The organism is Caulobacter sp. NIBR1757 (assembly GCF_027912495.1).
Classification (GTDB): domain Bacteria; phylum Pseudomonadota; class Alphaproteobacteria; order Caulobacterales; family Caulobacteraceae; genus Caulobacter.
The window spans coordinates 3,268,387-3,293,392 of the sequence record NZ_CP115463.1 but is presented as its reverse complement, the minus strand read 5'-3'; the positions used below and the strand labels follow the sequence as shown (position 1 = coordinate 3,293,392).

Genomic DNA, 25,006 nt, shown 5'->3' with positions numbered 1-25,006 from the left:
GGAACGGACTGCATCATGAAGGGGTTTTCATGGTCCGGCCGGCGGTGATCGTCGGCTTTTCGTGAATGTGTGAAAGGATCAGCCCATGTGGGACCGTATCGAAGGCTCGTGGAAGCAGTTCACCGGCAAGGCTAAGGAACAGTGGGGCAAGTTGACCGATGACGATCTGACCGAGATCGCCGGCAAGCGTGATCAGCTGGCCGGCAAGATCCAGGAACGCTACGGATACGCCAAGGACAAGGCGGAAGAAGAAATCCGCTCCTTTGAAGCCCGTCACGCCGAAGACAAGAGCTTCAAGAGCTGATCGGTTAACGGCCCAGTTACCAAAGGGTCACCTATTGGCACGGCCATTGCTCCGGATCGGTCAAGAGGCGCTCGCCGCCCCGATCTGGAGCAATCGTGACCTACGACCTGCGACCTTTCCGACTGGACGATGTGCCGGCCGTCAACGCCTTATGCGACTGGGCCTGGTGGCCGCAGCGCAGCGCGGCGGCCTGGGCGTGGCTGGCGGAAGGGCCGCCCGGGGCCCGAGAACCCGGCGACGCCGGCCCGGCCGGCTGGGTCTGTGAACTGGACGGGCAGGTTTCGGCCTTTCTGGGAAATTTCGTGCAGCGGTTCCATTTCGGGACACAGGTCGTGCGCGGGGCGACCGGCCATACCTTCCTGGCCCATCCGCGCGCCAAGGGAGCGGGCCGCATGGTGCTGCGCGCCCTGGCCGAGCAGGAGGGCCGGTTCGGCATCTATCTGTTCAACGCCAACGCCGTTTCGGCGGGCCACTATCGCCACTACGCCCTCGAGGCCTGGCCGTCCGCGACCCACAATGTGAAGTACAGCTGGTGGGTCGATCTGCCGGCGGTCGTCCGCGAGCGACTGTTGTGGCGCTACAGCAACCTGCGCGGCTTTGACGGCGTGCGCGAGCGGGGCGAGCGCTTCATCAGCGATCGACTGCGCGATGGCGCGGTGACCCGGCTGGCGCCCGATGTGCGGGTACTGTTCGAACAGGAGGTCGATGGCCGCTTCGACGGGCTTTGGGCCCGGTTGCAGGAGGACGGGCGGCTGCTGGCGGCCCGCGATTCGGCCACCCTGCGCTGGCGCCTGGCCGACCCCGATCTGACCCGGCGGCCGATCCTGCTCGGCTACGAGCACCGGGGGCGGCTGGCCGGCTACCTGCTGGCCTACTTCTCCAAGCCGACCGAGATCGACCAGCCCTGCCTTGATATCGTCGACCTGATCGCGCCGGTCGAGCATGAGGCCGTGGCCATCCCGCCCCTGGTCCGCACCCTGGTCGACAACGCCAGGGCCCTGGGTGTCGCCCGCGTCCGGTTGCAGACGGTGTCGCCGGCGATCGACGCCATCCTCGCCGACCTGCCCGGCGCCCATCGCCAGGTCACCCATGGTCACTGCCACGCCCGATTCGCGCCCGACGTCGATCCGGCCATGATCGCGGCCTGGCAGCCGACGCCATATGACGGCGACTACAGCTTCTGCCTGCGGCCGCCGCCGCTGGGCGGAGCCGGGGCCGCCGATACGATAACGGCCGCCCCGAAGGACGGCCGCCGCGTCTCGTAGGTCGAGAAGGGTTCAGGCCCCGTAGATCACCGAGATGGTCTCGGCCACGCAGGCCGGGCGGTCTTCACCCTCGATCTCGATGGTGCATTCGTTCTTCATCTGGATGCCGCCCGACTTGGGCTCGGCGGCCAGCAGCTTCTGGCGCATGCGCACGCGTTTGCCGACCCGCACCATGTTGGTGAAGCGCACCTTGTCCGAGCCGTAGTTGATGCCGCGGGTGACGCCGGTGACGCGCAGCAGCCCGGCGCCGAGGAAGGGGATCAGCGACAGGGTCAGGTAGCCGTGGGCGATCGGGCCGCCGATCTCGCGGGTGGCGCGCTCGACATCGACGTGAATCCACTGGTGGTCGCCGGTCGCCTCGGCGAACTGGTTGACGCGTTCCTGGGTGATCTCGACCCAGTCGCTGACGCCGATTTCCTGGCCGACCAGCGTGCCCAGGTCCTTGATATCGACTTCCTTCATGGTGGTGTCCCTCGTCCTTGCAAACCGTTGTTGGCGTGCATGCCATGCCGGCCCGGCCGCCTCAAGCGTGACGCTGCGTGCGATACGCACATCGGGGCTTGGCGAACATCGTATTTTGAGTAATGTCGGTTACCCGCCGGTCACGTGGTTGCAGGGCAATGCCCTCCCGTCGTCCGGATGGATCATCAATTTGGTTGACGCCGCGCCCTCACTAGGCGGGACAGCGTTGCTCGCAGGGGGATAACTTGAGCTTTCCGGCAACCTTTCTGATATCCGGCCTGTCCGCGTCGACCGGCTTTGTCATTGCCCCGGAAGTGGCCGGCAGCGTCTCGCTCGGCTACACCATCACCGCCGCTGGCGACGTCAACAACGACGGCATCGACGATTTCGCGATCGGCGCGACCAATGCCTTTTCCGGGTTTGGCGCGTCGTACGTCATTTTCGGAACCAGTTCCGGGTTCGGCAGCGCCTTCGCCCTCACATCGCTCGACGGATTCAACGGGTTCAAGATCCTCGGCTCGTCGGCGGCCTCGAACATCGGTCGCGTCGACGGGATCGGCGATGTCAATAATGACGGTTACGACGACCTGCTGATCGGCGGAATGACCACAAGCACCGCGGTGCTGATCTATGGCGGTCCGAGCGGGTCGAAGTCTCTGGTCACCACCAATCCGGTCAGCGCCTCGGAGGGGGTGCTGATCACCGGCGTCAGCAACACCTTCTTCGGGGGGATGGTTTCGACCGCCGGCGATGTCAACGGCGACGGCTATGAGGACGTCGTCATCAGCGCCCACGGCGTGGGTCCCTCGCCTGGCAGCGCCTACATTCTGTTCGGAAGCGCCTCAGGCTTCGTAACCAATGTCGCCTCCCTGGACGGTATGAACGGCTTCCGTGTCACGGGCGAAGGGAACGGTAACTTCGGGCTCGTGCTCGGATCGGTCGGCGATATCAACAACGACGGCTTCGATGACCTGGCCTTCAACTCGCAGGGCAACATTTCCGACGGGCTTGAGGGCGGAAGCTATATCGTGTTCGGCAAGGCCAGCGGGTTCGCGGCGTCGTTCAGCACTTCGACCCTGAATGGCGCCAACGGATTCAAGGTTGTGGCGCCGGCCGGCTACCAGGCCCGCGTCACCTATGCGACCGCTGACGTCAACGGCGACGGGATCGACGATCTCATCATGGGCATGCGCTATGCCGATATCGGGTCCGCGAACACGGGCGCGGTTTACGTCGTCTACGGAACCACCAGCGGCTTCGGCGCCACCCTGTCGGTGGAGAGCCTCAATGGCGTCAATGGATTCCGCATCTCCGGCCTGGCTACCGGCGATGTGCTTGGAGACTCCGTCGGCAACGCGGGCGACGTGAACGGCGACGGGTTCGACGATCTCATCCTCGGCTCCCCTTACGCCGACGTAGGCGGATCGAGCACCGGTACGGTCTATGTGGTCTACGGGTCGGCCTCCGGGATCCCGGCGTCGATCAATCTGGCCACCATGACAGCGGATCAGGGCTTCAAGATCGTCGGTCCGGCCAACAACGCCATCATCGGCAAGAACGTCGCCGGGATCGGCGATATCAACAATGATGGCCTCGACGACATCGCCATGCGGGGCACCGGCAGCGGGCCGGTCTATGTGGTCTACGGCCAGTGGGTCACGCGCAACTTCGCCGGCACCGCCGCCGACGACAGCTTCACCGCCCTGGGCGGCGACGACACCCTCTACGGCCTGACCGGCAAGGATATCCTGCGCGGCGCCGGCGGGGCGGACTTCATCTACGGCGGCGATGGCAACGACGCCCTCTATGGCGACGCCGGCAACGATACGATCGACGGCGGCGAACTGTCCGACCAGCTCTTCGGGGGCCTGGGAACGGACACCCTGAGCGGCGGAACCGGCGGCGACCTGGTCTACGGCGAAGACGGCGATGACCAGCTGTACGGCAACGACGGCAGCGACAAGCTGTTCGGCGGCATCGGCGCCGACAACCTGTTCGGCGAGGCCGACAACGACCGGATGGACGGCGGCGACGGCGCCGACACCCTGCGCGGCGGCGACGGCAATGACTACCTCGACGGCGGCGCCGGGGCTGACAACCTCTATGGCGGCGCGGCGAACGACGTCTACATCGTCGACGCCTCCGACAGCGTCTTCGAAAACGCCGGTGAGGGCTACGACATCGTCCGCGCGGGCATCACCTGGGTGCTGGGGGCGAATCTCGAGGGTCTCGAGCTGCAGGGATCCGGCGCCATCGACGGCACGGGCAACGGCGACGCCAACAACATCCAGGGCAACGCCGGCGCCAACGTCATCAACGGCGGGGCGGGGGTCGATACCCTGAACGGCAACGACGGCGACGATACGATCATCGGCGGGGCGGACAACGATCTGCTGCGCGGGGGGGCGGGCGCCGATACCTTCCGCGTCCTCCAGGAAAGCCTCGGCGGCGCGGTGCTCGAAACCGACCAGATCTTCGACTTCAGCGCCGCTGAAGGCGATCGCATCGACCTGTCGGCCATCGACGCCAACACCCGCGTCGACGGCAACCAGGCGTTCCGGCTGGTCTCGGCCTTCACCAAACCTGACAACGGCCATCTGTCCGACATCGGCCAGATGACTCTGACCTTCGCCGGCGGCGTCACGACCCTGCGGCTCGACGTCAATGGTGACGGGCGGATCGACTACCAGATGAAGATCAACGGCGATGTGACGGGCGAAAGCGCCGACTGGCTGCTCTGAGGACCGATGGCGAGGACGGGCCGAAGAGCGTGGATTCTTCCACTCGTCAGTCCGCTTCGCGTGTGCCAAACGTGCGGCCATGACCGACACGACGACCGCCGACGCCTCAGCTCCGCCCAAGGAAGCCTTCGCCCTGACCACCTCGCGGGGCTTCCCCGACTGGCTCCAGCGGATGGGCGCGTCGATCAGCTTCACCACCTACCAGGCCGGCAAGATCTTCTTCCTCGGCATCAAGGAGCCCGGCCGCATCGCCGTGTTCGAGCGCACCTTCGCCCGTTGCATGGGCCTGGCCCGCAGCGACGACGCCCGCAAGCTGGCGCTGGCCACCCATTACCAGATTTACCGCTTCGATAACGTCCTCCCGCCCGGCCAGATGAGCGGCGCGCACGACGCGGTCTATACCCCGCGCGTCAGCTGGATCACCGGCGACGTCGACGCCCATGACATCGCCTTCGACGCCGACGGCAATATCGTCTTCGTCAACACCCTGTTCTCCTGCCTGGCCACGATCAGCGAAGGCTACAGCTTCAAGCCGATCTGGCAACCGCCCTTCATCACCAAGCTGGCGCCGGAAGACCGCTGCCACATGAACGGGCTGGCCATGGAGAACGGCCGACCGCGCTACGTGACCATGGTCTCCCGGTCCGACGTCGCCGACGGCTGGCGCGACCGCCGCTCGGACGGCGGCATGATCATGGACGTCACCAACAACGAGCGGGTGGTCGAGGGCCTGTCCATGCCCCACTCGCCGCGTGTCCATGACGGCAAGCTGTGGGTGCTCAACTCCGGGGCCGGCGAGCTGGGCTTCATCGATCCGGACACCAAGGCCTTCAAGATGGTGGCCTTCTGCCCGGGTTACGCCCGCGGCCTCAGCTTCATCGGCAAGTACGCCCTGGTGGGCCTGTCGCAGGCCCGCGAGAACCGCACCTTCCAGGGACTGCCGCTCGATGAGGCGCTGGCCAGCCGCGACGCGGTGGCCCGTTGCGGCATCCTGGTGATCGACACCGAGAGCGGCGACACCGTCGAATGGGTGCGGATCGAGGGCGTGGTCCGTGAGCTGTTCGACGTCGTCGCCCTGCCGGGCGTGCGCAACCCTTCGGCCATCGGCCTGATCGGCGACGACGTGCGGCGGGTAATCAGCATCGACGAAGGCTGATCGTTCCGATTTTTTCCACTGCCGCCGCACGCTCCAATTTGAGTACAGACAGGCTCCGCCGGATGGAGGGCGGAGCGTATGTTTGGTCAAACCCGGAAACGGCGCTTTGAAAGGGCTGTCCTCGAAGAGATCGCCTACATGGTCGATCTGCACGGCCCCACGCCGGACGCCGTCAAGGCGGCGCAGGCCAGGGCCGCCCGGCCAAACCTGAACAGCAGTCGGGTCAGGGTCATCGAGGAAGCCGCCAGCCGCCTGGCGGCGAGGATGTCGAACGCCACGGGACCACGTTCCGTCAGCGGAAATGACGGGACGGAGGGCTAGGGGGCGTCCACGGCCTGGAGCGCCTGCTCGACGCACCAGCCGAGGTGCAGGATGTAGGAGGCCATCAGGACGCGGATCTGCTCGTCGAAGGCCTGGGTGAAGCTCAGCCGGCCGTCCGCGGCGGTGCGCCAGAACTGGGCCTTTTCGCCGACCTTCAGGATGTTGCGGGCGTGCTGGCGCGAGACGCCGCTGCGCTTGGCCAGTTCGCTGAGGTTGATGACCGCCGGACCGGTCGGCGGGAAGTCGCCGCCGGCCATGGTGACCAGCTGGCCCATCACGGTGAGGCCTGCGTTGCGCTCCGAGATGCCGTCGAGGTTGGGCGCCTTGCGATCGTAGGCCAGGAAGCTGCCGGCCATGAAGCGGCCGGTGGCGGCCATGAAGGCCTCGAAGACGCCAGGCTCGTCCCAGCGGTCCAGCGCCGCCCGGGCGTCCTCGAGCAGCGGCAGGCACAGGGCCAGTTCGCGGCGCCAGCGGGCGCGGAACAGCGCTTCCAGGGCCGGGGTCGGGGCGTAGCGCTTGATCCGGCCATCGCCCGTCGCCGCGGTCGGGCGGATCAGGCCGATGACCTGCAGATACACCAGCATGGCATGCACCCGGCTGCGGCTGCCCAGGCCCAGGGGCTCGACCAGCCGGCTGAGGCTGGCGTGGTTGAAGCCTTCCGGCGAGCCATGCAGGCCCACGGCCCAGATGCCCGCCATGTAGTGGCCGACATCGCGCAGGGTGCGGGTCATCGAGGCGTCGTCCTCGGCGTGCGGGCCCCAGTTGTCGAGCAGGGCCAAGCTGACCTCGCCGAACCGGGGCTCGGCGATCATCGCGTCGAGGCGTTGCTGGTCGAGGACGGCGAAGACCAGCGCGGTCATCTCGCCGGCGGTCTCCTTGCCCAGTTCGCCGCTCACGCCGACACCAACTCTACGCGCACTGCCCTGAAACCTCTTCCCCGAAGGAAAATATAACAACGTTCTATAGAAGTGAACGAGATTGAGGCATTGGAATACGCGGTTGATGCTTCAAGTAAACAGAAATTCGTCCGGAAAGTTACAGGGCCCGAAATGGGCATTTACCTGATGACTTCAATGTCGCTCCTGCCGGCGCCCAGACTACAGGGCCGCAGTAGATACTCAGCGTTGTGAAACAACTCAAACGGGAGAGCGTTGACCTAGCGTCATCTATGGATCAGACGATCTTGCCGTCCGTCTTGCCCCAATAGGCGTCGCGGATCAGCCGCTTGTAGAGCTTGCCGGTCGGGTGGCGCGGCAGTTCCTCCATGAAGTCGATGACGCGTGGCGTCTTCACATGGCTGAGGTTGGCGCGGCAGAAGGCCAGCAGTTCGGCGGCCAGTTCCGGATCGCCGGCGCCCGACGCCGGCTGGATGACGGCGATGACTTGTTCGCCCATCTCCTCGTGCGGCCCGCCGACCACGGCCACGTCGGTGACCTTGGGGTGGGTGACCAGCAGGTTTTCGATCTCCTGCGGATAGATGTTCACCCCGCCGGAGATGATCATGAAGCTCTTGCGGTCGGTGAGGTAGAGGAAGCCGTCCTCGTCCATCCAGCCGACATCGCCCAGGCTGGTCCAGCCGTGCTTGTTGTAGCTGTCGGCCGTCTTCTGCGGGTCGTTGTGGTAGTTGATCGGCGGGCCGTCGGCGAAATAGACCTGACCTTCAGCGCGGGCCGGCAGGGGGTCGCCTTCCTCGTCGCAGATGCGCAGGGAGCCCAGCACCGCCTTGCCGACCGAGCCCTTGTGGGCCAGCCAGTCGGTGGACCCGATGTAGCAGAAGCCGTTGCCCTCGGTGCCGGCGTAGTATTCGTGGATCACCGGACCCCACCAGCCGATCATCTGTTCCTTGACCGGGACCGGGCAGGGGGCGGCGGCGTGGACGGCCGACTTCATGCTGGAGATGTCGTACCTGGCGCGCACCTCCTCGGGCAGCTTCAGCATGCGCACGAAGTGGGTCGGCACGAACTGGCCGCAGTCGATCCTGTACTTTTCGATCAGGGCCAGGGCGGTTTCCGGATCGAACCTCTCCATGACGATGACGGTGCCGCCCAGCTTGTGAACGCTCATGCACCAGCGCAGGGGGGCGGCGTGGTACAGCGGGGCCGGCGAGAGGTAGACGCAGCCCTCGGGGAAGCCGAACAGGCCGGTGGTCATCATCTGCAGGGCGTTGGGGGCATCGATCGGCAGGCCGCTCAGGGCCGGCTTGACGCCCTTGGGCCGGCCGGTGGTGCCGGAAGAGTAGAGCATGTCCGAACCGGCCGTCTCGTCGGCGATCGGCGTCGTCGGCATGGCGTCGCGGGCGGCTTCAAAGCTCTCGTAGGGGCCGCGGGTTCCGCCGACCATGTAGAGCTTGAGGTCGGGAACCAGGGTGGCGATCTCGTCGGCCAGGTCGCCCATGGCCGCCGAGGTGATCAGCACCTTGGCCCCGCAGTCGCGCAGGATGTACTCCATCTCGCCGGCCGTCAGCTTGGACGAGATGCAGGTGTAGTAGAGACCCGACCGCTGGCCCGCCCAGGCGATCTCGAAGTAGCGGGCGTTGTTCTCCATGCAGATGGCGATGACGTCGCCGACCCCAAGGCCCAGCGAACGGAACAGCTGGGCGCCCTGGTTGGAGCGCTCGTCGAGCTGTTTGTAGGTCACCGTCTCGCCGGTCCCCGCCATGATGTAGGCGGCGCGGTCGGGGTGGCTTTTGGCGAAGACGGTGGGATGCATGGTTTTTCCTCGAGGACCCCGTTCTTGCGCCGGGTTATCGTTGTTCACTTGAAGGGCGAATAGAAGCGCACCCGGCCCTCCGGCTCAAGGGCGCCGTCGCGGCATCCGGCGCGGGTTTCTTCAAACGGCGAAGGCGAGACGGTCTCCGACCTTGAGGCCAAGGCGGCCGACGGCGCCGGCGGCCAGCTCCAGCAGGTAGCGGCAGCGGGCCCGTTCCGGGTCGGCCGGCAGGGCCTGCGGGCGCCAGGCGGGGGCCGCCGCCTCGATGTGACGAATCGTTCCGTCCGGCCCCAGCCACAGGGCGTCGAGGGCGAAGCGGACCCCGGCCATGGTGATCGGCCGGGGGCGGTCGTCCGGGAAGACGAACAGCATGCCGCCGCGCGGGGGCAGGCTGTCACGGTTCATCAGTCCCCCGGCGCGGATGGCCGGATCGGCGGCCTGCTCGACCTTGAGCACCGTCCCGTCCGGCAGGGTGACCGGCAGGGCCGGGGCGGGATTGGCCAGGGGGCGGCGGCGCAGGGCGGCCGGATCGGCGCCCTGGGCGGCGAGGTCGCGGGCCGCCTTCGGCGCGAAGCCGCGCAGGCGCCAGGCGGCGGCGGCCTCCGCGTCCGCGAAGCCGGCGGCCCGCCAGAGCTCGGTCGTGCGAGCGTCGAACCCGAAGGCGCTCCAGGCATCGGGCGCCGCGCCCTCCAGCGCCAGCCGCAGGTCCTGGGCCAGGAGGCGCAGCTGGCCGGCGGCGAGGGCGGCGTCGTTCTGCAGGTCCAGACGCTGGAAGCGGGTGGGGATGCGCGGCGGATCGGCGATCCAGGCCTGGGCGATGGCGGAGGCGGCGCGGCGGTCAGCGAGGACGGCGCGCAGCGGCCGGGCGGCGGCCTCGTCCTCGGTCAGGGCGGCGGCGAGGACGGCCAGCTCGGTTCGGCGCTCGGCGGTAATGGCGGCCCGCGCCAGGCCGGCGGCGACGATGAGGGCCGCGTCGCGGTCCTTGGTGTCGGGGAGCTTGGCCGTCAGGGCGGCGAGCTGGGCGGCGGCGGCCTCGAGATCCTCGACCAGGCGATGGGCGAGGTCGGTCGGAACGGGCGCGGGACCGCGCAGGCTCTGCAGCCACGGCCGCTCGGCGGCGGCCAGGGCGCCGCGCAGGTTCTGCAGGGTATGCATCCAGGGCGGCGGCGTCAGGCCCAAGCCCTCCAGCATGGCGCGCTGGGCCAGGGCGCCCTGGAAGCCGGCGTTCAGCGCGGCCAGCACCGGCTGGCTGTCGCCGGCCGGACCCTCGGCGCCCTGGCGGAGCAGGAAGGCGTCCATCGCCGTCCGGGCCCAGTCGCGGAAGGCGGCGCGGCTGGCGATGCGGTCGAGGGCGCCCCGCAGTCCGGGCGGCGGCGGCCGGTCCTGGAAGAATTGGAGAATGGCGCCGGCGATAGCGGGATCGGCGAAGGCGGCGAGGCCGGCGACCAGGCCGCGGCCGCCGAGCCCCTGCACCGGCTCGCCCAGCCGGTCCCAATGGAGCTTGAGGTGTTCCCAGGCGGCGGCGCGGACGGCGGGGTTGGCCAGCAGGCCTTCGGCCGCCAGCACGGGCCAGCGGTCGAGCAGGGCCAGCTGGTCGGACAGGCAGGCTGGGTCGGTGAGGGCGCAGAGGCCGGCGACGGCGGCCTCCTCGTCGTCGGCGAGGCGGGCCTTAAGGTCGGCGAAGACGGGTATCGGCTGGGGCGGGTCGAGGCCGGCCAGCCAGGCGTCGAACACCGCCTGGCGCGGGCCGCTCGCCAGCAGGTCGCGCAGGTCGGCGAGGTGGGGGCGCAGCACGGCGGCGGCGCGGCCGGCGGACAGGGCCTCGCCGGCCAGGTGCAGGAAGGCGGGCAGGTCGGTCTCGCCGGCCCAGAGCGCCAGCCAGGCGTCCTCGACCAAAACGACGGCCTCGGACCCGGTGAGGGCCGACAGCGGCGGCGGCCCGTCCGGATAGGTGGTGCGGAAATAGCCGTCGGCGACAGCCCAGCGGACCTCGCCCGGCAGGGTCAGGCTGGCCGTGGGGCCTTCCAGCAGCAGGGTCTGGCGAACCTCGCCGCTTTCGGTGGCGATCCGCAGGTTGACCGGCAGGCTGACCAGGTCGTCGCCCCGCTGGGCCAGGTGGACGGTCCGGTCCCGCCAGCGCAGGGCGATGCGGGCGGGGCCGATGCGGCGGACGAAATCGCCGGCCACGGCGGCGACCGGCTGGCCGCTGGCGGCCTCCAGCGCCGCCCACAGGTCGGCGGAGCGGGCGACGCCGAGGGCGTGGTCCTGCAGGTAGCGGCCGAGCCCGGCTCGCATGGCGGTCTCGCCGATCCAGCCTTCGAGCATGCGCAGCAGGGCCGCGCCCTTGCGATAGGTGAGAATATCGAACAGCCGGGAGGGATCGTCGGGGACCGGACCGCTCAGCGGCCGCGCGCCCGGGCCACTGTCGCCGATGAGGGCGGCGCGCAGGGCGGCGACCTCGGCCGCATCGTCGGCGAGATCGGCGGCCACCGCCCTGGGGGCCAGCCAGGTGGCGAAGCCCTCGTTGAGCCAGAGCTCCTCCCAGCCGGCCGGGGTGACCAGGCCGCCGAACCACTGGTGGGCGATCTCGTGGGCGATCAGGGTGGCGGCCTCGCGGGTCGGGCGGGCGAGGGCGGCCTGGCGCAGGAAGATGGCCCCGGTGTTCTCCATGCCGGCGACGCCGATCTCGGGCAGGAGGACGAGGTCCAGCTTGCCGAACGGATAGGGGACGCCGAGCCAGTCGCCGAAGACGGCCAAGGCGGCGACGGCGGTCTGCAGAACCCAGGCGTCGCTGGGGCCGGGGGCGAGGGTGTGGAGCGAGACAGGGCCCGCGCTGATGGTGCGGAAGGCGCCGAGGGCGAGGGCCATCAGGTGGGTCGGCAGGGGCGGGGACGGGGCGAAGCGGGTGACGCCGCCTGCGTTGGCCGTGACGGCGGCATTGGAGAGGGCGGTCCAGCCTTCCGGAACCGCGACGCTGAGGTCGAGGACGGCGCGGTGGGCGGGATCGTCGAGACAGGGAAAGACGCGGCGGGCGTGGTTGGGCTGCAGCTGGCTGGCGACGAAGCCTTCGCCGCGATAGAGGCCGCGCGGGGTTTCGGACAGGCGGCCGGCGTAGGTCAGGCGGACGCTGGCCGGGTTGGCGAGGGGCGCCGGGGGCGTCACGACCAGCTTGTCGCCGTCCAGGCGCCAGGCGGCGGGCGCGTCATCGACCCAGGCGCCGTCGATGGCGAGGTCGAGGCAATCGAGCATGAAGGCCTCGGCTGCCGCATCGATAGCGAATTCGACCGTCACCTCGCCGGTGAAGGCGCCGGCGGCGGGGTCGGGCGCGAGATGCAGGCGGTAGCGGAGCGGCGTCACGCCTGACCTTTTGGCGGAAATGACCGTTCTGTCCACGGTTCACGCCCTATCGAAGCGGCCCACTATTATACCGCGCAACCGGGCCGAAAGGGCGGTATCCAGCGGGTCGGCCTTGAAAACACTGAGGGAATGGCCCCTACGCCGTCGGTCGGGAGGCCGGGAATGTAGGCCCACGCGTAGGTCGGGGAGTGGTCATCTGCCTGCAAATGTGGGGCGATTTGTGATCGGGCGGCCTACGGCGGCGACGGGGTGGACGAAGCGCCCAAAACGGGGCGAAATGGATATGTCTAGACATATTCATGTGGCCAGGGCGCGGCGATCAGGGTCGCCAGGGCCAGCCAGAAGCCGAAGGGGACGGGGCCGGCGCGGCCGGTCAGGCGCTGAAGGGCGAGGGGCGCGAGGGCGGCGAGGGCGAAGGCGAGGGGGGCCAGTCGCCAGTCGATGAGCATGGCGGCGAGGCCTGCCAGGACGACGTCGCCGAAGCCGAGCCGGGGCGGCTTGCCGGAGAAGTGGCGCAGGGCGAGGAAGGCAATGAGGGCGATCGCGCCGGTGAGCAGGCGAGGCCAGGCGGTCAGGGGGTGCTGGAGGAGATCCAGGGCGATGGCGATGCCGAGCAGGGCGAGGCCGGCCGTGGGCAGGGAGAAGCGGCGCAGGTCGGTGAGGGCCAGGAAGATCAGGATGGCGCCGGCCGGCAGCAGGGACCAGCGGCTGAAGGACGCCAGGACGGTGAAAAGGACGACGAGGGCGGCGGCCATCCACAGGGTCGGGGCCCTGGCGCCGGCCGGCTTCCAACTGGGCCAGGCCAGGCCGAGGACGGCGGCGAGGCCCCCAAGGATCAGGGCCGCGGCGGTTTGCATAGCGCGGCGCCCGGGGCCAGGCGCAGGCGGCGCCAGTCGTGGATATGCCAGGGCCGACCCGGGGTTCCGGTGTAGCGGAGGCGTTGCCAGAGGATGTCGCTGTAGCGGTCGGTGCGCAGGGCGGCGCGAACCTCGACGACGTCGCCGGGGGCGAGCGGCAGGATCTCCGGCGACAGGGCGGTGGCCGGCGGCAGGGGCAGGGGTTGGGGTGCGGCGCGGCCGAAGGTCAGCAGGGCGCGCAGGCAGTCTTCCTCCGAGGGCGAGGCCTCGGCGGCTTTCAGGAAGTCGCCGAGGCGGGCGAAGCTGGCGCGGGCGATGTTGGGGTCGGGACTGGCCAGGGCGCGGACGACCCGCTGGCGCAGGGCCGGCTGGACGATGCCGGCGGCGATGTCGGCGGCGGGGTCGCGGCCGGCGTCGGGCTTGTAGGCGACGGCGAGGAAGGTGAGGTCGACCTGGCGGTTGTTGAGCCGTTCGCTGTCCTCCCAGCGCGGCGTCTGCGGGGCGCCGTCCTTTTCCAGCCTGGCGAGGCCGGCCTGGGTGGCCGATTCCAGGGTGATCAGGGCGAAGAGGTCGGCGTCCTTCTGGCGGGCCGCCTTGGCCTTGACGGTGACCAGGCCCGTCAGGCCGGCCGCCATGCTCATGATGGCGAAGGCCAGCGCCAGGGTCAGGGGCAGGGTGAAACCCCGCAGTCTCGCTCTCGTGGGGCGGGTCCTAGCGCCGGTCACGCCCGAATCCGAGGGTGGTCAGGCCGGACGCGATGTCCTTGGTCACCCGGTCGGCGTCGGCCCGGTCGCGGACCAGGGTGGCTTTCAGGAAGACCACCAGCTCGGTGCGGCCCTTCACATTGGCCCGCTCGCGGAACAGGGCCCCGGCGATGGGGATCTGGCTGAGCAGGGGCACGCCTGAGTCGCCCTTGGTGCGGGTGGTGCGGATCAGGCCGCCGAGGGCGATGACCTGGCCGTTGTCGACGGCGATCTGGGTGCGGAACTTGCGCTGGGCGATGGTCGGCGAGTTGATCTCGGAGGTGGTGGTTTCGGAGACGTCCGAGACCTCCTGCTCGATGTCGATGAAGATGCGGCCGCCCTCGCCGACGCGCGGGGTGACGGTCAGCAGGACGCCGGTGTCGCGGTAGCTGACGGCGTTGACCGTCAGGCTGGTCTGCTGGTCGCCGGTCGAGCTCTGGGTGATGATCGGCACCTGGTCGCCGACCTGCAGGGTGGCGGTCTCGTTGGCCAGCACCAGCAGGCGCGGGGTGGAGACCACCTCGACATCGGTGACCGACGACAGGGCGTTGATCGCCACCTTGAAGTCGGGGCCGAGGTACTGCAGCGACAGGCCGGGGAAGGTGAGGGCGAGGTTGCCGTTGCCGACCGTGGCGAAGCCGCCGGTGACCTCCGGGTTGTTCTGCAGGAACCATTGGACGCCGAGGTTCAGCTTGTCGTTCAGCCGCACCTCCGCGACCGTGCCCTCGATGAGGATCTGCGGCGGCGGCACATCGAGGCGGCGCACGATCTGCAGCAGGTTCTGGTACTCGGCGTCGCTGGCGTAGAGGATGATCGAGTTGCTGCGCGGGTCGGCCGTCACCTGGCCGCCGCCGGGCGAGGAGGCGGCGTCACCCTGGCCGGACAGGCCGCCGGGCGGCGGCGCGGCGGCGCCGAAGAAGGAGCCAACCACCTTCACGAGGTCCTCGGCCTTGATGTTCGACAGGGGCACGACGCGGATGCGCTGTTCGCTCGGCGAGGCCGGCTGGTCGAGGCGCTCGATCCATTTCATCGTCTGGTCCAGCAGGGCTGGCGACTTGGCGATGACGATGATGGCGTTCAGCCGCTCGATGTCGATCATGTCGACCTGGGTGCCGATGGGGCCGTCGGCGCCGCCGTAGAGGCGGCGCACGTCGTCGGCCACGGCCTTGGCCCCGGCGTATTTCAGCGGATAGAACTGGAAGCTGTTGCCGCGCAGCCATTCGACGTCGAACAGCTCGGCGGTACGGACCAGGCTGTTCACCGTGCCGGGGTCGCCGGTGATGTAGACATACTCGCGCACGCTGTCGGCCCGCACCTGGGCGCGGCCCTCGGCGATGGGGGTCAGCACCCGGACCATCTCCTGGGCGCTGACATTCTGGGCCCGGTAGATGGCCGTGCCGCCGGCGAAGAAGCTGCGCTGCTGCGAGGTTCCGCTCGGCAGGACCGAGAAGGCCGGGACATTGCCGGCCGGCACCACGGCCACCCCGCCGCCCGGCGAGGCGACGAGGGCGGCATTGGCGCTGCGCAGGGCCTGGTCGAGGGTGATCAGGATATCATTTTCGGTCATCTCGCCGGTCATCCGGAAGGAGACCTCGCCGGTGACCTGGGGATCGATGCGGAACGGCCGGCTCAGCACCTCGCCCAGCACCGCCTCGACGGCGGCGGGAATCGGGGCGCGGTCCATCAGCACGTTGATCGGGATGCGTTGCGCCGAGCCGCTGGCGGGAACAGGCGGCGTCGCGGCAATGGGAGCGCCGACGGCGTCGTCGCGCCAGCCCTGGCGTTCCGGCGGCGGCTCTTCGCCCACCCGCGTGGCGGCGGCGGCCTCGGCGGCGGGCGAGGTGGGCTGCGACTGGGGCAGGGTGGCGCTGCCGCCCGGCCGGCGCGGATCGCTCGCGCAGGCGCCCAGCAGCAACAGCAGCGCGACCGCGCCGACCCGGATGGCCTTGTTCATTCTGTCCCCTACTGGACCGAGATGTCCCGGTCCGCCCCCTCGCCGCCGGGCTTCTTGTCCGCCCCGAGCGTACTCACACTGAAGCCCCCGCCTTCACCGACCGTGTACTGGAACGGCTGGCCCCAGGGATCGAGAAGCTCTTCCTTGGTGCGCAGATAGGGGCCGGTCCAGCTGTCCAGGCCCCCCGGCCGCTGCACCAGGGCGATCAGGCCCTCTTCGGCGGTGGGGAAGTGGCCGACATCACCGGAATAGAGCTCGACGGCGGCGGCCACGGTCTGGGCTTTCAGCTTGGCGGCGCGCGACTGGGCCTTGCCCATCTGGCCCATGACCTGAGGAATAACGACGGCCGAGATCAATCCAATAATAGCAACCACAACGAGCATTTCAGTCAGCGTATAGCCGGCCCGCTCATCGCGACGTTGTTTGATCTTCCTGCCGGTGTTCAAACCCGCCATTGTATCCACCGACCAACCCTCAGAACTTCAGCAGGTTATGCCCCAGTCCGTTTCGCAGAGTCCATATGGCGACAGGTCGCGCCCGGACTCCGGGGCCGCCTTGCCGACCCTGGCCCAGGGCCGCATCGAGGGCGCCCGGCGGCTGGCCGAGGCGCTGGGACTGCTGGCCGCCGACCGTGAGCGCCTGCGGGCCGCCGTGGCGTCAGCGGGACAGCCGCCGGCAGTGGCGGCCAGCCTGCTGGGCCTGGCCGGGGACGCCGCCATCGCCGCGGCCAGCGCCGCCCTGCACGGCGCCCCGCTGTGGGACGGCGACGACGAGCCGTCGGCCCTGGGGCCGGTGTCGCTGAACGAGAAGTACCTGGCCGAGAATCACGCCCTGGTGCTGGAGGACCATCCCGACCGGCTGGTAGTCGGCCTGGTCGACGCCGGTGGCGAGGATGTGCGGCGGGGCTTGCGGTTCGCGGCCGGCAAGCCGGTCGAACTGCGCACCATCCCCTTCAGCCTGTGGCGGGCGGCGCGGACGCGGGCCGTGGCGGCCGAGGCCCCGGCCGGTCCCGATGGCGGCACGCTGGAAGACGCCGAGCGATTGCGCGACTTCGCCCGCGACGCGCCGGTGGTGCGTTATCTCGACGGCCTGCTGGAGCGGGCCCTGGCCGAGCGGGCCAGCGACATCCACCTGGAGCAGAAGGCCGACCGCTGCCTGGTGCGCATCCGCGTCGATGGGGCGTTGCGCGATCTGGAGCCGCTGGCGCCGGCCTTCGGCTCGGGCGTGGTGGCGCGGATCAAGGTGCTGGCCGACCTCGACGTGGCCTCGGTGCGGGCGCCGCAGGACGGGCGGGCGACGGCCTCGATCCGGGGGGCGCTGACCGACCTGCGGATTTCGACGACGCCGACGGTGTTCGGGGAGTCGGCGGTGGTGCGGCTGCTGACCCGGCACGGGGTGGATTTCACCGTCGATTCGCTCGGCTTCGACGCGGCCTTCCGCGAGACCTTCGCTCAGCAGCTGCGCCGGCCCTACGGCCTGATCCTGGTCACCGGCCCGACCGGCAGCGGCAAGACCACGACCCTCTATGCCGCCCTGCGCAAGCTGGCGACGCGGGAACGCAAGGTGCTGACTATCGAGGATCCGATCGAATACGTCTTCGACGGCATCAACCAGACCCAGGTCAACGAGGCGGCCGGGGTGACCTTCGCCTCCTCGCTGCGCGCCTTCCTGCGCCATGATCCGGACGTCATCCTGGTCGGCGAGATCCGTGACAGCGAGACGGCCAGACTGGCGGTGCAGGCGGCCCTGACCGGCCACCTGGTGCTCGCCACCCTGCACACCAACGATGCGGCCACCGCCCCGGCCCGCCTGGCCGACATGGGGGTCGAGCGCTACCTGCTGGCCGGGGTGCTGATCGGGGCCTCGGCCCAGCGGCTGACGCCTCGGCTGTGCGAGGCCTGCAAGGCGCCGCGGGCGGCGACGGCGGACGAGGCGGCGGTGTTCGAGGCGCACGGGATCGCGGCCGGCGAGGTGCGGCTGCACGAGGCGGCCGGCTGCAGGGCCTGCAACGGCGCCGGGCGGGTGGGGCGCGTGCCGCTGGGCGAGATCTTCACCGTCGACGAGGCCATCGAGCGGATGATCTCGACCGGGGCGCCCACCGCCGACATCCGCCGCCAGCTGTCTGGCCGGGCCGACTTCGCCACCCTGGCCCACGACGCCCTGCGTCACGCGGCCCGGGGCGAGGTGTCGCTCGAGGATGTCTACCGGGCGACGTCCTTATGACGACCTATGCCTGGCGGGGGGTGGACGCGGCCGGCCGGCCGGCGCGCGGCCGGCGCGAGGGGCTGAGCGAGGCGCAGGTGCGCGACGACCTGCTGGCCGGCGGGGTGACGCCGACCGCCATCACCGCCAGCACCGCCCCCTTCGCCCCGGCCCGCACCGGCCTGTCGGTCAATGACGCCCAGGGCGCGGCCTTCGCCGCCGACCTGGCGCGGTTTCTCAAGAGCGGCCTGTCGCTGGGCCAGACCCTGCACATCATCGAGACCACGTCGGAGGTTCCGGTGCTGGCCCGGCTGGCCAGCCACGTGCGGGGCGAGCTGATGGCCGGCCGGCCGCTGTCGGCGGGGCTGTCGGCGATTCCCGGCCAGACCGGCCGTTACCTGCAGGCGCTGGCCAAGGCCGGCGAGGCGACCGGGCGGCTGACCGAGATCCTGGCCGGCGGGGCGGCGGCGCTGAAGGCCTCGGCGGCGACGCGGACCCGGCTGATCACCATGATCATCTACCCGCTGTTCGTCATGGCCATGGCGGCGGCGGCCATCCTGCTGTTCGCCTTCGCCGTGCTGCCGGCCCTGGAGCCGGCCTTCACCGGGCTGGGCGGCGAGCTGCCGGCGACGACAAAGGCGGTGATGGCCGGCGGGCGGTTCCTGCGGCTGGCGGCGCCGATTCTCGGACTGGCGGGCCTTGTGCTGGCGCTGGCCCTGACCCTGTCGCGGGCGGCCCGTGACGGCGCCCTGCGCGGGCTGCACCGGCTGATGCTGACCCGGGCCGGGTTCGGCATCCTGCCGGATACGGTGTTCGGGGGCCTGGCCCAGCGGCTGTCGATCGCGGTCGGGGCCGGGGTGCCGCTGGCCACCGCCTACCGCGTGTCGGTCGAGGCCATCGGGGTCGAGCCGGTGCGGCTGGCGCTCGAGGCCCAGGAGCCGCGGCTGCGCGAGGGGACCAAGCTGTCGGAAGTGTTCCGGGCGATTGATTTCGCCCCGCCGATGCTGGTCGGCCTGACCAAGGTCGGCGAGAGCGCCTCCGACCTGCCCCGGGTGCTGGGCGAGGCGGGCGACGCCCTGTCGGCCCGGGCCCAGGAGAAGACCGAGCGCTTCCTGTCGATCCTGACGCCGGCCATCGTGCTGCTGATCGGCCTGGTGGTCGGGGGCATCGTCCTGGTGGTCTTCCAGGGGCTGATGTCGATCAGCGACATGGTCGAGCTGTGAAGCGGAAGGGGTTCATCCTGGCCGAGGCGCTGGTGTCCCTCGGGCTGGCGACGCTGACCGGGGCGCTGGCCCTGACCCTGCTGGTCTGGGCGGCGCGGACCATCGACCGGGCCCAGGCGCGCATGGCCGCCGCCACCGTCATCGAGCGACTGTACGAGGAGGCGCGACTGACCACGCCGGCCGACCTGCGGGCGATGACCTCGGGGCGGATGGGACGCTACCGCTGGCGGCGCCTGCCGCGCGGGCCGGTCGAGGTCTCCAGTCCGGACGGAGCGCAACGCGTGCGGCTGGAAGTGACCTGGACAGCGGGGGCGCGGCCGGACCGCAGCGCCATCGACGCCGTCATCGTCGGGGGCTCGCAATGAGGCGGGCCAACGGCTTTGCCATGACGGAGGCGCTGGTCGCCATCGGCATCGGCGCGCTGATCATGACGGCGATGATCTATCTGCAGGTCGACTTCATCGGCTGGACCAAGCGGGCGGCGGCATTGGGCCGGCCGGACCCGTCCGACCAGGGGCTGCAGGCGAGCCTGCGCGGCGCTGACCGCTGCGCGGGCCCGGGACGGGTGCTGGCGATCGAGGATACGGGCGGGCTCGGGCTTAAGGGCGAGGCGGACTCCATTCCCTTCCTCGGCCTGCCGGACGGCGCAAGGGCCGACATCGTCACGGCCCGCCGGCCGGACGGGTCCGAGCGGCCCGGCTGGTCGGCCGCGACCATCGCCCGCGACGATACGGCGATTGCGGTCGCGGCCCTGCGGTGCGATCTCCCGGAGGTCTGCGCCTATGATCCGCAGCGGGGGGATTGCGGCAAGCGATGAGTCTGTTCGAGGCCGATGACAGCCGGGCCGCCGAGGCCGAGATCTTCGTGCGCCCGCTCGACCTGCCGACCGGGTCGCTGAAGGCGGCGCGGGAGGCGGTGGCCCTGCAGCTGGACATCCTGTCGCCGCTGCCGGCCGAGCAGACAGCCTTCGCGGTCGAGACGGTCGGCCCGGCCGAGGGCGGCCAGACCCGCTTCGCCGTCGCCTTCGCCCCGCGCGGCCTGTTCGGCCCGACCCCGACCATCGCCGCCCATGGCCCGGCCTTCGTCGAGCGACAGGGCGAGCTGGACGGCGAGACCTACGACTTCCGCTTCGACAATCCCTACCGGCGCGGCGCTGATCAGGGCGACCGGCGCAAGACCCTGGAGCTGGTCTGCGCCTTCGCAGCTGGCCTGGTGCTGGTGCTGGGCGCGACCTCGCTGCGGCTCGGCCAGTCGGTCGAACGAGCGCAGGCGCGGCTCGACGCCACCACCGACCTCGTGCGCTTCACCAGCCGCCAGGTGCGGCTGCAGGGCGACGCCCAGCGGGTCTGGCGCACCGCCGCTGACCAGCGCCACGCGATGATGATCGACTGCGCCTTCGACACGCTGGCGGCGACCGGCGGCGAGGTGGTGCTGACCGACCTGTCGGCCGCCGATGGCCAGGTGATGGCCGGTCTCGCCCAGCCGATGACGCCGGAGCAACTCGCCATCCTGACCGGCAAGGGGGCGCGGGCGACCAACGATAACGGCAACGGGGCCGGCAACCGGGTGATTCTCGATGCGGAGGCGTGCCAGTGAGCCGGACCCTGCCGCAGATCCCCCAGCGCTGGCTGCCGCTGGCGGCCGGCCTGCTGCTGCTCGTCGCCGCCCTGCTGGCGGTGCGGGTCGGCCTGCAACTGCAGGACCTCAGCGCCACGCACAAGGAAACCGCCCTGCAGGAGGGGCTCGTGCGCGACTACGCCGCCCGCACCGGCACGGCGGCAACGGGCGAGGCGCTGGTCGCCGCCCCGGCCAGCCAGGCTTCCCTGGCCGCCGCCGCGCGCATACGCCAGGCGCTGACCGAGGCGGGAATCAAGGTCGTCGAGCTGGAGGTGCTGGAGCGACGGCCGGGCGGAACCAACCTGCAGGTCGTGCGGCTTGGCCTGCGCGGCTATGCCGACGCCCCGGCCGCCGACCGCCTGGCCCGCTGGATCGAGAAGCGCGGCGAGGCGGTGGTGCTGGAGCGGCTGCTGCTGGCCACCGGTGAGCCGGGTGCGCCGGGCGCCGAGATCAGCGCCGACCTGGCCGTGCTGGTCGCCATCCAGGGGGGCGGCGCATGATTCGGCCGCCGCTGATCATCCTGGGCGGCGCCGCCGTGCTGGCCGCCGTCATCAGCTTCTGGCCCGCGAAGGAGCCTGACATGACCGCTGCCGGCCTGTTGCCGGCCAGCGGCGGTCCCCGCATCGCCGCCGCCGGCGTCGAGGAACCGTCCAGCGCCGCCCGCATGACCCGATTCGCCGGGGCGGGCGCGCCGATCAGCGCCGAGGCCGCCGCCGCGCCAGACGCCGCGCCGCCGCCGCCACGGCCCGACGCCCTGCCGGTGCTGGTCGGGGTGATGGGCAAGGATGGCGCCCTGACCGGCTATTTCTCGTCCAACGGCCTGAGCGTGCGGGCCCGGCGCGGCGACAGCGTCGATGGCTGGCGGGTCGTGTCGCTGGGCCGCCGCGACGCCCGGCTGGTCAAGGGGCGCAAGCGTCTGCAGGTGGCGCTGTTTACGGCCCGCGGGGGGCCGCTCAGCCCCGCCATGGCCGCGCCCGAGCGGCGGATGGTCGCCGTCGCCCCGGCCGCCGGGATCGGCGGCGCGGTCACGGCGCCGGCCAGCCCGGCCGGACCGCCCAGGCCGCCCCGCGTGCGCAGACCCCTGCCGCCGCCGCCGGCCGGCAGCAAGGGCTGGTGGAGCGGTCCGCCCGGCGAGGAGCCGCCGGCCGGCTATACCCGGGTTCCCAGGGTCTCCGACTAGGACTCATGCAAAACGCCGCCTGGAGGACCAGGCGGCGTCCGCGGTTCCAGTGAAGATGCGTCAGGATCAGGCCATCACGGCATCGGTCATCACCACCGTGGCGACGGTGCGGGTGAAGGCGTCCTGCTGACGGCCGCGAAGGACCACGCCCTTCACGCTGACCAGGCCGAGGGTCATCTTCCTGGCGTCGCGGGGATAGACCCGGACGACATCGGACGGCCAGGCGGCGTAGTCGGTCGTGCTGGGATCCGTCTTCTGCGCGGTCGGGCTGATCGCGTAGTAGTGGGTGGTGATCCGCTTCAGGTAACCCTTGATGGTCACGGTCTCGGCGGTCGCGGCGACCGCCTTGCCGGCCAGAGGCGCGGCGGCGGCGGCCAAGGCGCTGCCGGCGATGAAAGCACGTCTATGCATCACTAAATCCCCCATCCGCGGCCCTTTCCGCAGACGGTGGAATCTAGCATTCCAACGGTTCGTTAGTCATCCGGAAACCATGCTTAACGGTGGAATTCGACATAGACACACTGTCACGCCGCCGTTTTTCTTCCAAAGGTTGTCCGATTTACCTTAAGATGCACGTTTTGCCTGTGAGGGTCCTTGCGATTGACCCAGCGGCGCCGTGATCAACTGCCAGACAGGGTGGCAAGACTTGGATTGATCCACTTGGCGGCGAGAATTTGCAGCCCCGGGTCGGCGGAGGCGTCGGCGGCGCGGAATCGCTCGCCCGGCCGCTTGGCGTCGAAGGTGGCTCGCTCCGTCATGGCCTCGCCCGCCTCTGGCAGCCCGAACAGGGGGGCGATGCGGCCGGCCACGGCGCCGGGCAGGCTGTCATAGGCGATGGCCTCGCCGCCGCCCTGGCGCAGGCCGGCGACGGCCGCCGCGCAGATGACGCCCAGCGACTGGGCGCAATAGTCGTCGGGCGAGAGGCCGGCCGCCTCCTGCGGCGAGATGCCCGGCAGCGGCGAATCGCTCATGCCGAAGGTCATTTCCGGGGCCCGCAGGCGGGCTTGCGAGGCGAGGACCTCGACCGGGGCCCGGTGCAGGAAGATCCAGGGCGTGGCCGGGAAGGCGCGGCGGAAGATGGCCAGGTCGACCATCGACCAGGCCTCGGTCTTGATCACGCAATGAGCGGCCGGACCGTGGGCGGCGCGCAGGGCCGCGACCACGGCCCGCAGCCGGGCGGCGCGCTGCGCCTCGTCCAGATCGACGCGCCGCAGGCCGTCGCCGATGGCGCGCGGCTCGGACAGCACCAGGGTCCCCGGGGCCGCCGCCAGCATATTGCCCACCAGGGTCGAGCCGCAGCGCGACATATGGAAGATCAGCCCGTCCGGGGCCGGCTGTTCGGCGACGGCGGCCAGGGCCTCGAGCGGCGTGCGTGGGTCCAGGAATCGGTTCAGCGGGCGGGCGCCCCAGGCCAGCAGGTCGCTGCCGTAGAAGGGCGCGGTCGGGGCTTCGCCGCCGGTCTGGACCCAATGGGCGAAGGCGAAATCGAGGGTGGCGATTGTCCAGCCGGGCCCGGCCGGCGGGGCCCCGACAGGCGGCGCGCCGCGGCCGGGCAGGCGTAAGGGGCCGGTGTCCCAGGGCCAGGGCCCTTCGGCCGGGGCGCCCAGATCGGTAAGGGCGGCGCGGAAGCCGGCCGGATCGGGCAGGGCCCAGAGGCGGACCTGCAGGGCCGGGTCGGCCAGCACCCTGGCCCGCAGGTCGAGCCAGGTCTGGACGCTCATGCCGGGGCGCCGGGCTGGTCGGCGTCGAATCGGCTCGCCGCTTCGGCGAACACCCCGTGCACCCAGTCGTTGACGAAGCCGTCGATGACCAGGTGCACCCGGTCGATATCGGCCGTGTTGCGGACGCTGTGGGGCTGGTTGAAGTCCATGTACCAGGCCTCGCCCGGCAGCATGTCGATGCGCTGGCCGCCCAGCCGGAACTCGACCAGCGGGCTGGTGACGATGGGCACATGGAAGCGGACCATGCCGTCCTCGTAGCCGAGATCGACGTCGGTGTGTTCCATAATGCTCGACCCGCCCGCCAGCCGCAGCAGCCGCACGGTGCGCAGGGGCATGGGGAAGGCGGCGACCACCTCCTGGAAATAGGGAAAGCGGACCATGTGCGGCGTGTCGCGGAAGTCGGTCGCGGCCGGCGAGGGGTCGATGCGGCGCGGCAGGCCGCCGATCGAGCGCAGGGCCACGGCGCTCCAGTCGCCCTCGTAGTAGGCGCGGTTGAAGTGCGGCACCCAGTCGGCGGCCTCGACCCGGGCCAGGTCGGCCCGCAGCCGCGCCACGTCGAAGGTCTGCTCGAGGTTGAAGGCGAGGAACATCAGCTTGCCTCTGGCGGCGGCGGCGCCTCCGGCCCCGGCGGCCGGATCATCTTGATGTAGACCTGGGTGTCCTCGATCTCCCGAAAGCCCATCCGGCGATAGAGGTGCAGCGAGGGATCGTTGGAATTGGCCACATAGAGGCTGATCGGCAAGTCGGCGGCGGTCGATTCGGCGATCAGCCAGCGCAGGATGGCCGTGCCCATGCCCTGGTTGCGCAGCTCGGGGATGATGGCCTGGTCGACCAGATTGATGTCGCCATGGGCCCGGTCGACGACGATGCGGCCGATCCGCCGGCCGTTCAGCTCGATGATGTCGAACCGCGCCTCGCTGAACTCGGCCAGATAGCTGTCGGTCTGGGCCCTGAACTGGTGCTGCATCAGCTGGGTCATCAGCGCGTCCGGCAGGCCGGCCTGGTACCATTCGGGCGTCCGCGAATTGCAGAACAGCTCATAGCGGAAGATCAGGTCGTCTGGGGCCTCGGGGCGCAGGACGAGGTCGCCTCCGGACCACGGGATCACGATCGTTTCGGACATTGGCGGCCCCCTTCCGGCAAGGGCTTGTGAGCACCCGGCCGGCAACTTAAGAACGATCCGGTGTAGCCGGG

Annotated in this window: 24 protein-coding genes; 11 read left to right on the top strand and 13 right to left on the bottom strand. The window is 70.4% G+C overall.

From position 1 onward, the window contains the following. Positions 1-85 precede the first annotated feature (85 nt). Together O5I81_RS16040 and O5I81_RS16035 are read left to right on the top strand one after the other, a co-directional pair. Positions 86-304 carry a CsbD family protein gene (locus O5I81_RS16040; RefSeq protein WP_271065866.1) on the top strand — a complete coding sequence of 73 codons (219 nt, stop codon included), beginning with the start codon at positions 86-88 and terminating at the stop codon, positions 302-304. 95 nt (positions 305-399) lie between these two features. Continuing rightward, positions 400-1,569 (top strand): N-acetyltransferase, encoded by a 1,170-nt coding sequence (locus O5I81_RS16035; RefSeq protein ID WP_271065865.1) that lies wholly within the window; start codon positions 400-402, stop codon positions 1,567-1,569. A gap of 12 nt (positions 1,570-1,581) precedes the next feature. Here the strand turns inward: O5I81_RS16035 and O5I81_RS16030 are convergent, their stop codons facing one another. Next, positions 1,582-2,031 (bottom strand): MaoC family dehydratase, encoded by a 450-nt coding sequence (locus O5I81_RS16030; protein ID WP_271065864.1) that lies wholly within the window; start codon positions 2,029-2,031, stop codon positions 1,582-1,584. A gap of 245 nt (positions 2,032-2,276) precedes the next feature. Between O5I81_RS16030 and O5I81_RS16025 the strand changes: the two genes are divergently transcribed. After that, positions 2,277-4,772: an FG-GAP-like repeat-containing protein gene (locus O5I81_RS16025; RefSeq protein WP_271065863.1), complete on the top strand. Its 2,496-nt coding sequence runs from the start codon at positions 2,277-2,279 to the stop codon at positions 4,770-4,772. A gap of 79 nt (positions 4,773-4,851) precedes the next feature. After that, positions 4,852-5,928, top strand: coding sequence for a TIGR03032 family protein (locus tag O5I81_RS16020; protein ID WP_271065862.1), 1,077 nt, complete (start codon positions 4,852-4,854; stop codon positions 5,926-5,928). A 134-nt stretch (positions 5,929-6,062) separates the two neighbouring features. Here the strand turns inward: O5I81_RS16020 and O5I81_RS16015 are convergent, their stop codons facing one another. From O5I81_RS16015 to gspG, 8 genes are all read right to left on the bottom strand, one after another. Continuing rightward, positions 6,063-6,206 carry a hypothetical protein gene (locus O5I81_RS16015; protein WP_271065861.1) on the bottom strand — a complete coding sequence of 48 codons (144 nt, stop codon included), beginning with the start codon at positions 6,204-6,206 and terminating at the stop codon, positions 6,063-6,065. Positions 6,207-6,245: 39 nt separating this feature from the next. Then, positions 6,246-7,145 carry a hypothetical protein gene (locus tag O5I81_RS16010; protein ID WP_271065860.1) on the bottom strand — a complete coding sequence of 300 codons (900 nt, stop codon included), beginning with the start codon at positions 7,143-7,145 and terminating at the stop codon, positions 6,246-6,248. Positions 7,146-7,422: 277 nt separating this feature from the next. Further along, complete coding sequence (locus O5I81_RS16005; protein ID WP_271065859.1) at positions 7,423-8,958, bottom strand: acyl-CoA synthetase; 1,536 nt, start codon at positions 8,956-8,958, stop codon at positions 7,423-7,425. Positions 8,959-9,078: 120 nt separating this feature from the next. Next, positions 9,079-12,315, bottom strand: a complete 3,237-nt coding sequence (locus O5I81_RS16000) for a M1 family aminopeptidase (RefSeq protein ID WP_271065858.1) — start codon at positions 12,313-12,315, stop codon at positions 9,079-9,081. Between the two features lie 287 nt (positions 12,316-12,602). Further along, positions 12,603-13,172 (bottom strand): prepilin peptidase, encoded by a 570-nt coding sequence (locus tag O5I81_RS15995; RefSeq protein ID WP_271065857.1) that lies wholly within the window; start codon positions 13,170-13,172, stop codon positions 12,603-12,605. Beyond that, positions 13,151-13,897 (bottom strand): hypothetical protein, encoded by a 747-nt coding sequence (locus O5I81_RS15990; protein WP_271065856.1) that lies wholly within the window; start codon positions 13,895-13,897, stop codon positions 13,151-13,153. The genes O5I81_RS15995 and O5I81_RS15990 overlap by 22 nt, the downstream gene beginning before the upstream one ends. Further along, on the bottom strand, positions 13,884-15,869 hold the full coding sequence (gene gspD / locus O5I81_RS15985) for a type II secretion system secretin GspD (protein ID WP_271065855.1): 1,986 nt from the start codon (positions 15,867-15,869) through the stop codon (positions 13,884-13,886). Before gspD ends, O5I81_RS15990 begins: the two co-directional genes overlap by 14 nt. A gap of 8 nt (positions 15,870-15,877) precedes the next feature. Further along, positions 15,878-16,324, bottom strand: coding sequence for a type II secretion system major pseudopilin GspG (gspG, locus tag O5I81_RS15980; protein ID WP_271065854.1), 447 nt, complete (start codon positions 16,322-16,324; stop codon positions 15,878-15,880). A 100-nt stretch (positions 16,325-16,424) separates the two neighbouring features. On the opposite strand from gspG, the gene O5I81_RS15975 reads away from it, so the two are divergent. Genes O5I81_RS15975 through O5I81_RS15945 form a run of 7 tightly spaced genes read left to right on the top strand, consistent with a single transcriptional unit; the run spans position 16,425 to position 22,091 of the window. Further along, the gene (locus O5I81_RS15975) at positions 16,425-18,092 is read left to right on the top strand and encodes a GspE/PulE family protein (protein ID WP_271065853.1); all 1,668 of its coding nucleotides are present in this window, start codon (positions 16,425-16,427) and stop codon (positions 18,090-18,092) included. Continuing rightward, positions 18,089-19,294 (top strand): type II secretion system F family protein, encoded by a 1,206-nt coding sequence (locus tag O5I81_RS15970; protein WP_271065852.1) that lies wholly within the window; start codon positions 18,089-18,091, stop codon positions 19,292-19,294. Before O5I81_RS15975 ends, O5I81_RS15970 begins: the two co-directional genes overlap by 4 nt. After that, positions 19,291-19,659: a hypothetical protein gene (locus O5I81_RS15965; RefSeq protein WP_271065851.1), complete on the top strand. Its 369-nt coding sequence runs from the start codon at positions 19,291-19,293 to the stop codon at positions 19,657-19,659. Before O5I81_RS15970 ends, O5I81_RS15965 begins: the two co-directional genes overlap by 4 nt. Continuing rightward, positions 19,656-20,111 carry a prepilin-type N-terminal cleavage/methylation domain-containing protein gene (locus O5I81_RS15960; RefSeq protein ID WP_271065850.1) on the top strand — a complete coding sequence of 152 codons (456 nt, stop codon included), beginning with the start codon at positions 19,656-19,658 and terminating at the stop codon, positions 20,109-20,111. Before O5I81_RS15965 ends, O5I81_RS15960 begins: the two co-directional genes overlap by 4 nt. Then, positions 20,108-20,890 (top strand): hypothetical protein, encoded by a 783-nt coding sequence (locus tag O5I81_RS15955; protein ID WP_271065849.1) that lies wholly within the window; start codon positions 20,108-20,110, stop codon positions 20,888-20,890. The genes O5I81_RS15960 and O5I81_RS15955 overlap by 4 nt, the downstream gene beginning before the upstream one ends. Continuing rightward, complete coding sequence (locus O5I81_RS15950) at positions 20,887-21,411, top strand: hypothetical protein (RefSeq protein ID WP_271065848.1); 525 nt, start codon at positions 20,887-20,889, stop codon at positions 21,409-21,411. Before O5I81_RS15955 ends, O5I81_RS15950 begins: the two co-directional genes overlap by 4 nt. Beyond that, entirely contained in the window at positions 21,408-22,091 is a 684-nt protein-coding gene (locus tag O5I81_RS15945) for a hypothetical protein (RefSeq protein WP_271065847.1), read from the top strand. Before O5I81_RS15950 ends, O5I81_RS15945 begins: the two co-directional genes overlap by 4 nt. A gap of 66 nt (positions 22,092-22,157) precedes the next feature. Here O5I81_RS15945 and O5I81_RS15940 read toward each other — a convergent pair whose 3' ends face one another. The 4 genes from O5I81_RS15940 to O5I81_RS15925 form a co-directional block, all read right to left on the bottom strand. Next, a complete protein-coding gene (locus tag O5I81_RS15940; RefSeq protein WP_271065846.1) occupies positions 22,158-22,502 on the bottom strand; it encodes a hypothetical protein in 345 nt (114 codons plus the stop codon). A gap of 209 nt (positions 22,503-22,711) precedes the next feature. Beyond that, positions 22,712-23,812, bottom strand: a complete 1,101-nt coding sequence (locus O5I81_RS15935) for a hypothetical protein (protein WP_271065845.1) — start codon at positions 23,810-23,812, stop codon at positions 22,712-22,714. After that, positions 23,809-24,402: an aspartyl/asparaginyl beta-hydroxylase domain-containing protein gene (locus tag O5I81_RS15930; protein WP_271065844.1), complete on the bottom strand. Its 594-nt coding sequence runs from the start codon at positions 24,400-24,402 to the stop codon at positions 23,809-23,811. The genes O5I81_RS15935 and O5I81_RS15930 overlap by 4 nt, the downstream gene beginning before the upstream one ends. Next, a complete protein-coding gene (locus O5I81_RS15925; RefSeq protein ID WP_271065843.1) occupies positions 24,402-24,935 on the bottom strand; it encodes a GNAT family N-acetyltransferase in 534 nt (177 codons plus the stop codon). Before O5I81_RS15925 ends, O5I81_RS15930 begins: the two co-directional genes overlap by 1 nt. Positions 24,936-25,006: the final 71 nt, after the last annotated feature.

Excerpts from the sequence above, each read along its gene's own strand:
- O5I81_RS16040 (WP_271065866.1), top strand. The coding sequence starts at position 86 with ATGTGGGACCGTATCGAAGGCTCGTGGAAGCAGTTCACCGGCAAGGCT.
- O5I81_RS16030 (WP_271065864.1), bottom strand. The coding sequence starts at position 2,031 with ATGAAGGAAGTCGATATCAAGGACCTGGGCACGCTGGTCGGCCAGGAA.
- O5I81_RS16020 (WP_271065862.1), top strand. The coding sequence starts at position 4,852 with ATGACCGACACGACGACCGCCGACGCCTCAGCTCCGCCCAAGGAAGCC.
- O5I81_RS16005 (WP_271065859.1), bottom strand. The coding sequence starts at position 8,958 with ATGCATCCCACCGTCTTCGCCAAAAGCCACCCCGACCGCGCCGCCTAC.
- O5I81_RS15995 (WP_271065857.1), bottom strand. The coding sequence starts at position 13,172 with ATGCAAACCGCCGCGGCCCTGATCCTTGGGGGCCTCGCCGCCGTCCTC.
- gspD (WP_271065855.1), bottom strand. The coding sequence starts at position 15,869 with ATGAACAAGGCCATCCGGGTCGGCGCGGTCGCGCTGCTGTTGCTGCTG.
- gspG (WP_271065854.1), bottom strand. The coding sequence starts at position 16,324 with ATGGCGGGTTTGAACACCGGCAGGAAGATCAAACAACGTCGCGATGAG.
- O5I81_RS15970 (WP_271065852.1), top strand. The coding sequence starts at position 18,089 with ATGACGACCTATGCCTGGCGGGGGGTGGACGCGGCCGGCCGGCCGGCG.
- O5I81_RS15960 (WP_271065850.1), top strand. The coding sequence starts at position 19,656 with ATGAGGCGGGCCAACGGCTTTGCCATGACGGAGGCGCTGGTCGCCATC.
- O5I81_RS15955 (WP_271065849.1), top strand. The coding sequence starts at position 20,108 with ATGAGTCTGTTCGAGGCCGATGACAGCCGGGCCGCCGAGGCCGAGATC.
- O5I81_RS15945 (WP_271065847.1), top strand. The coding sequence starts at position 21,408 with ATGATTCGGCCGCCGCTGATCATCCTGGGCGGCGCCGCCGTGCTGGCC.
- O5I81_RS15940 (WP_271065846.1), bottom strand. The coding sequence starts at position 22,502 with ATGCATAGACGTGCTTTCATCGCCGGCAGCGCCTTGGCCGCCGCCGCC.
- O5I81_RS15935 (WP_271065845.1), bottom strand. The coding sequence starts at position 23,812 with ATGAGCGTCCAGACCTGGCTCGACCTGCGGGCCAGGGTGCTGGCCGAC.
- O5I81_RS15930 (WP_271065844.1), bottom strand. The coding sequence starts at position 24,402 with ATGTTCCTCGCCTTCAACCTCGAGCAGACCTTCGACGTGGCGCGGCTG.
- O5I81_RS15925 (WP_271065843.1), bottom strand. The coding sequence starts at position 24,935 with ATGTCCGAAACGATCGTGATCCCGTGGTCCGGAGGCGACCTCGTCCTG.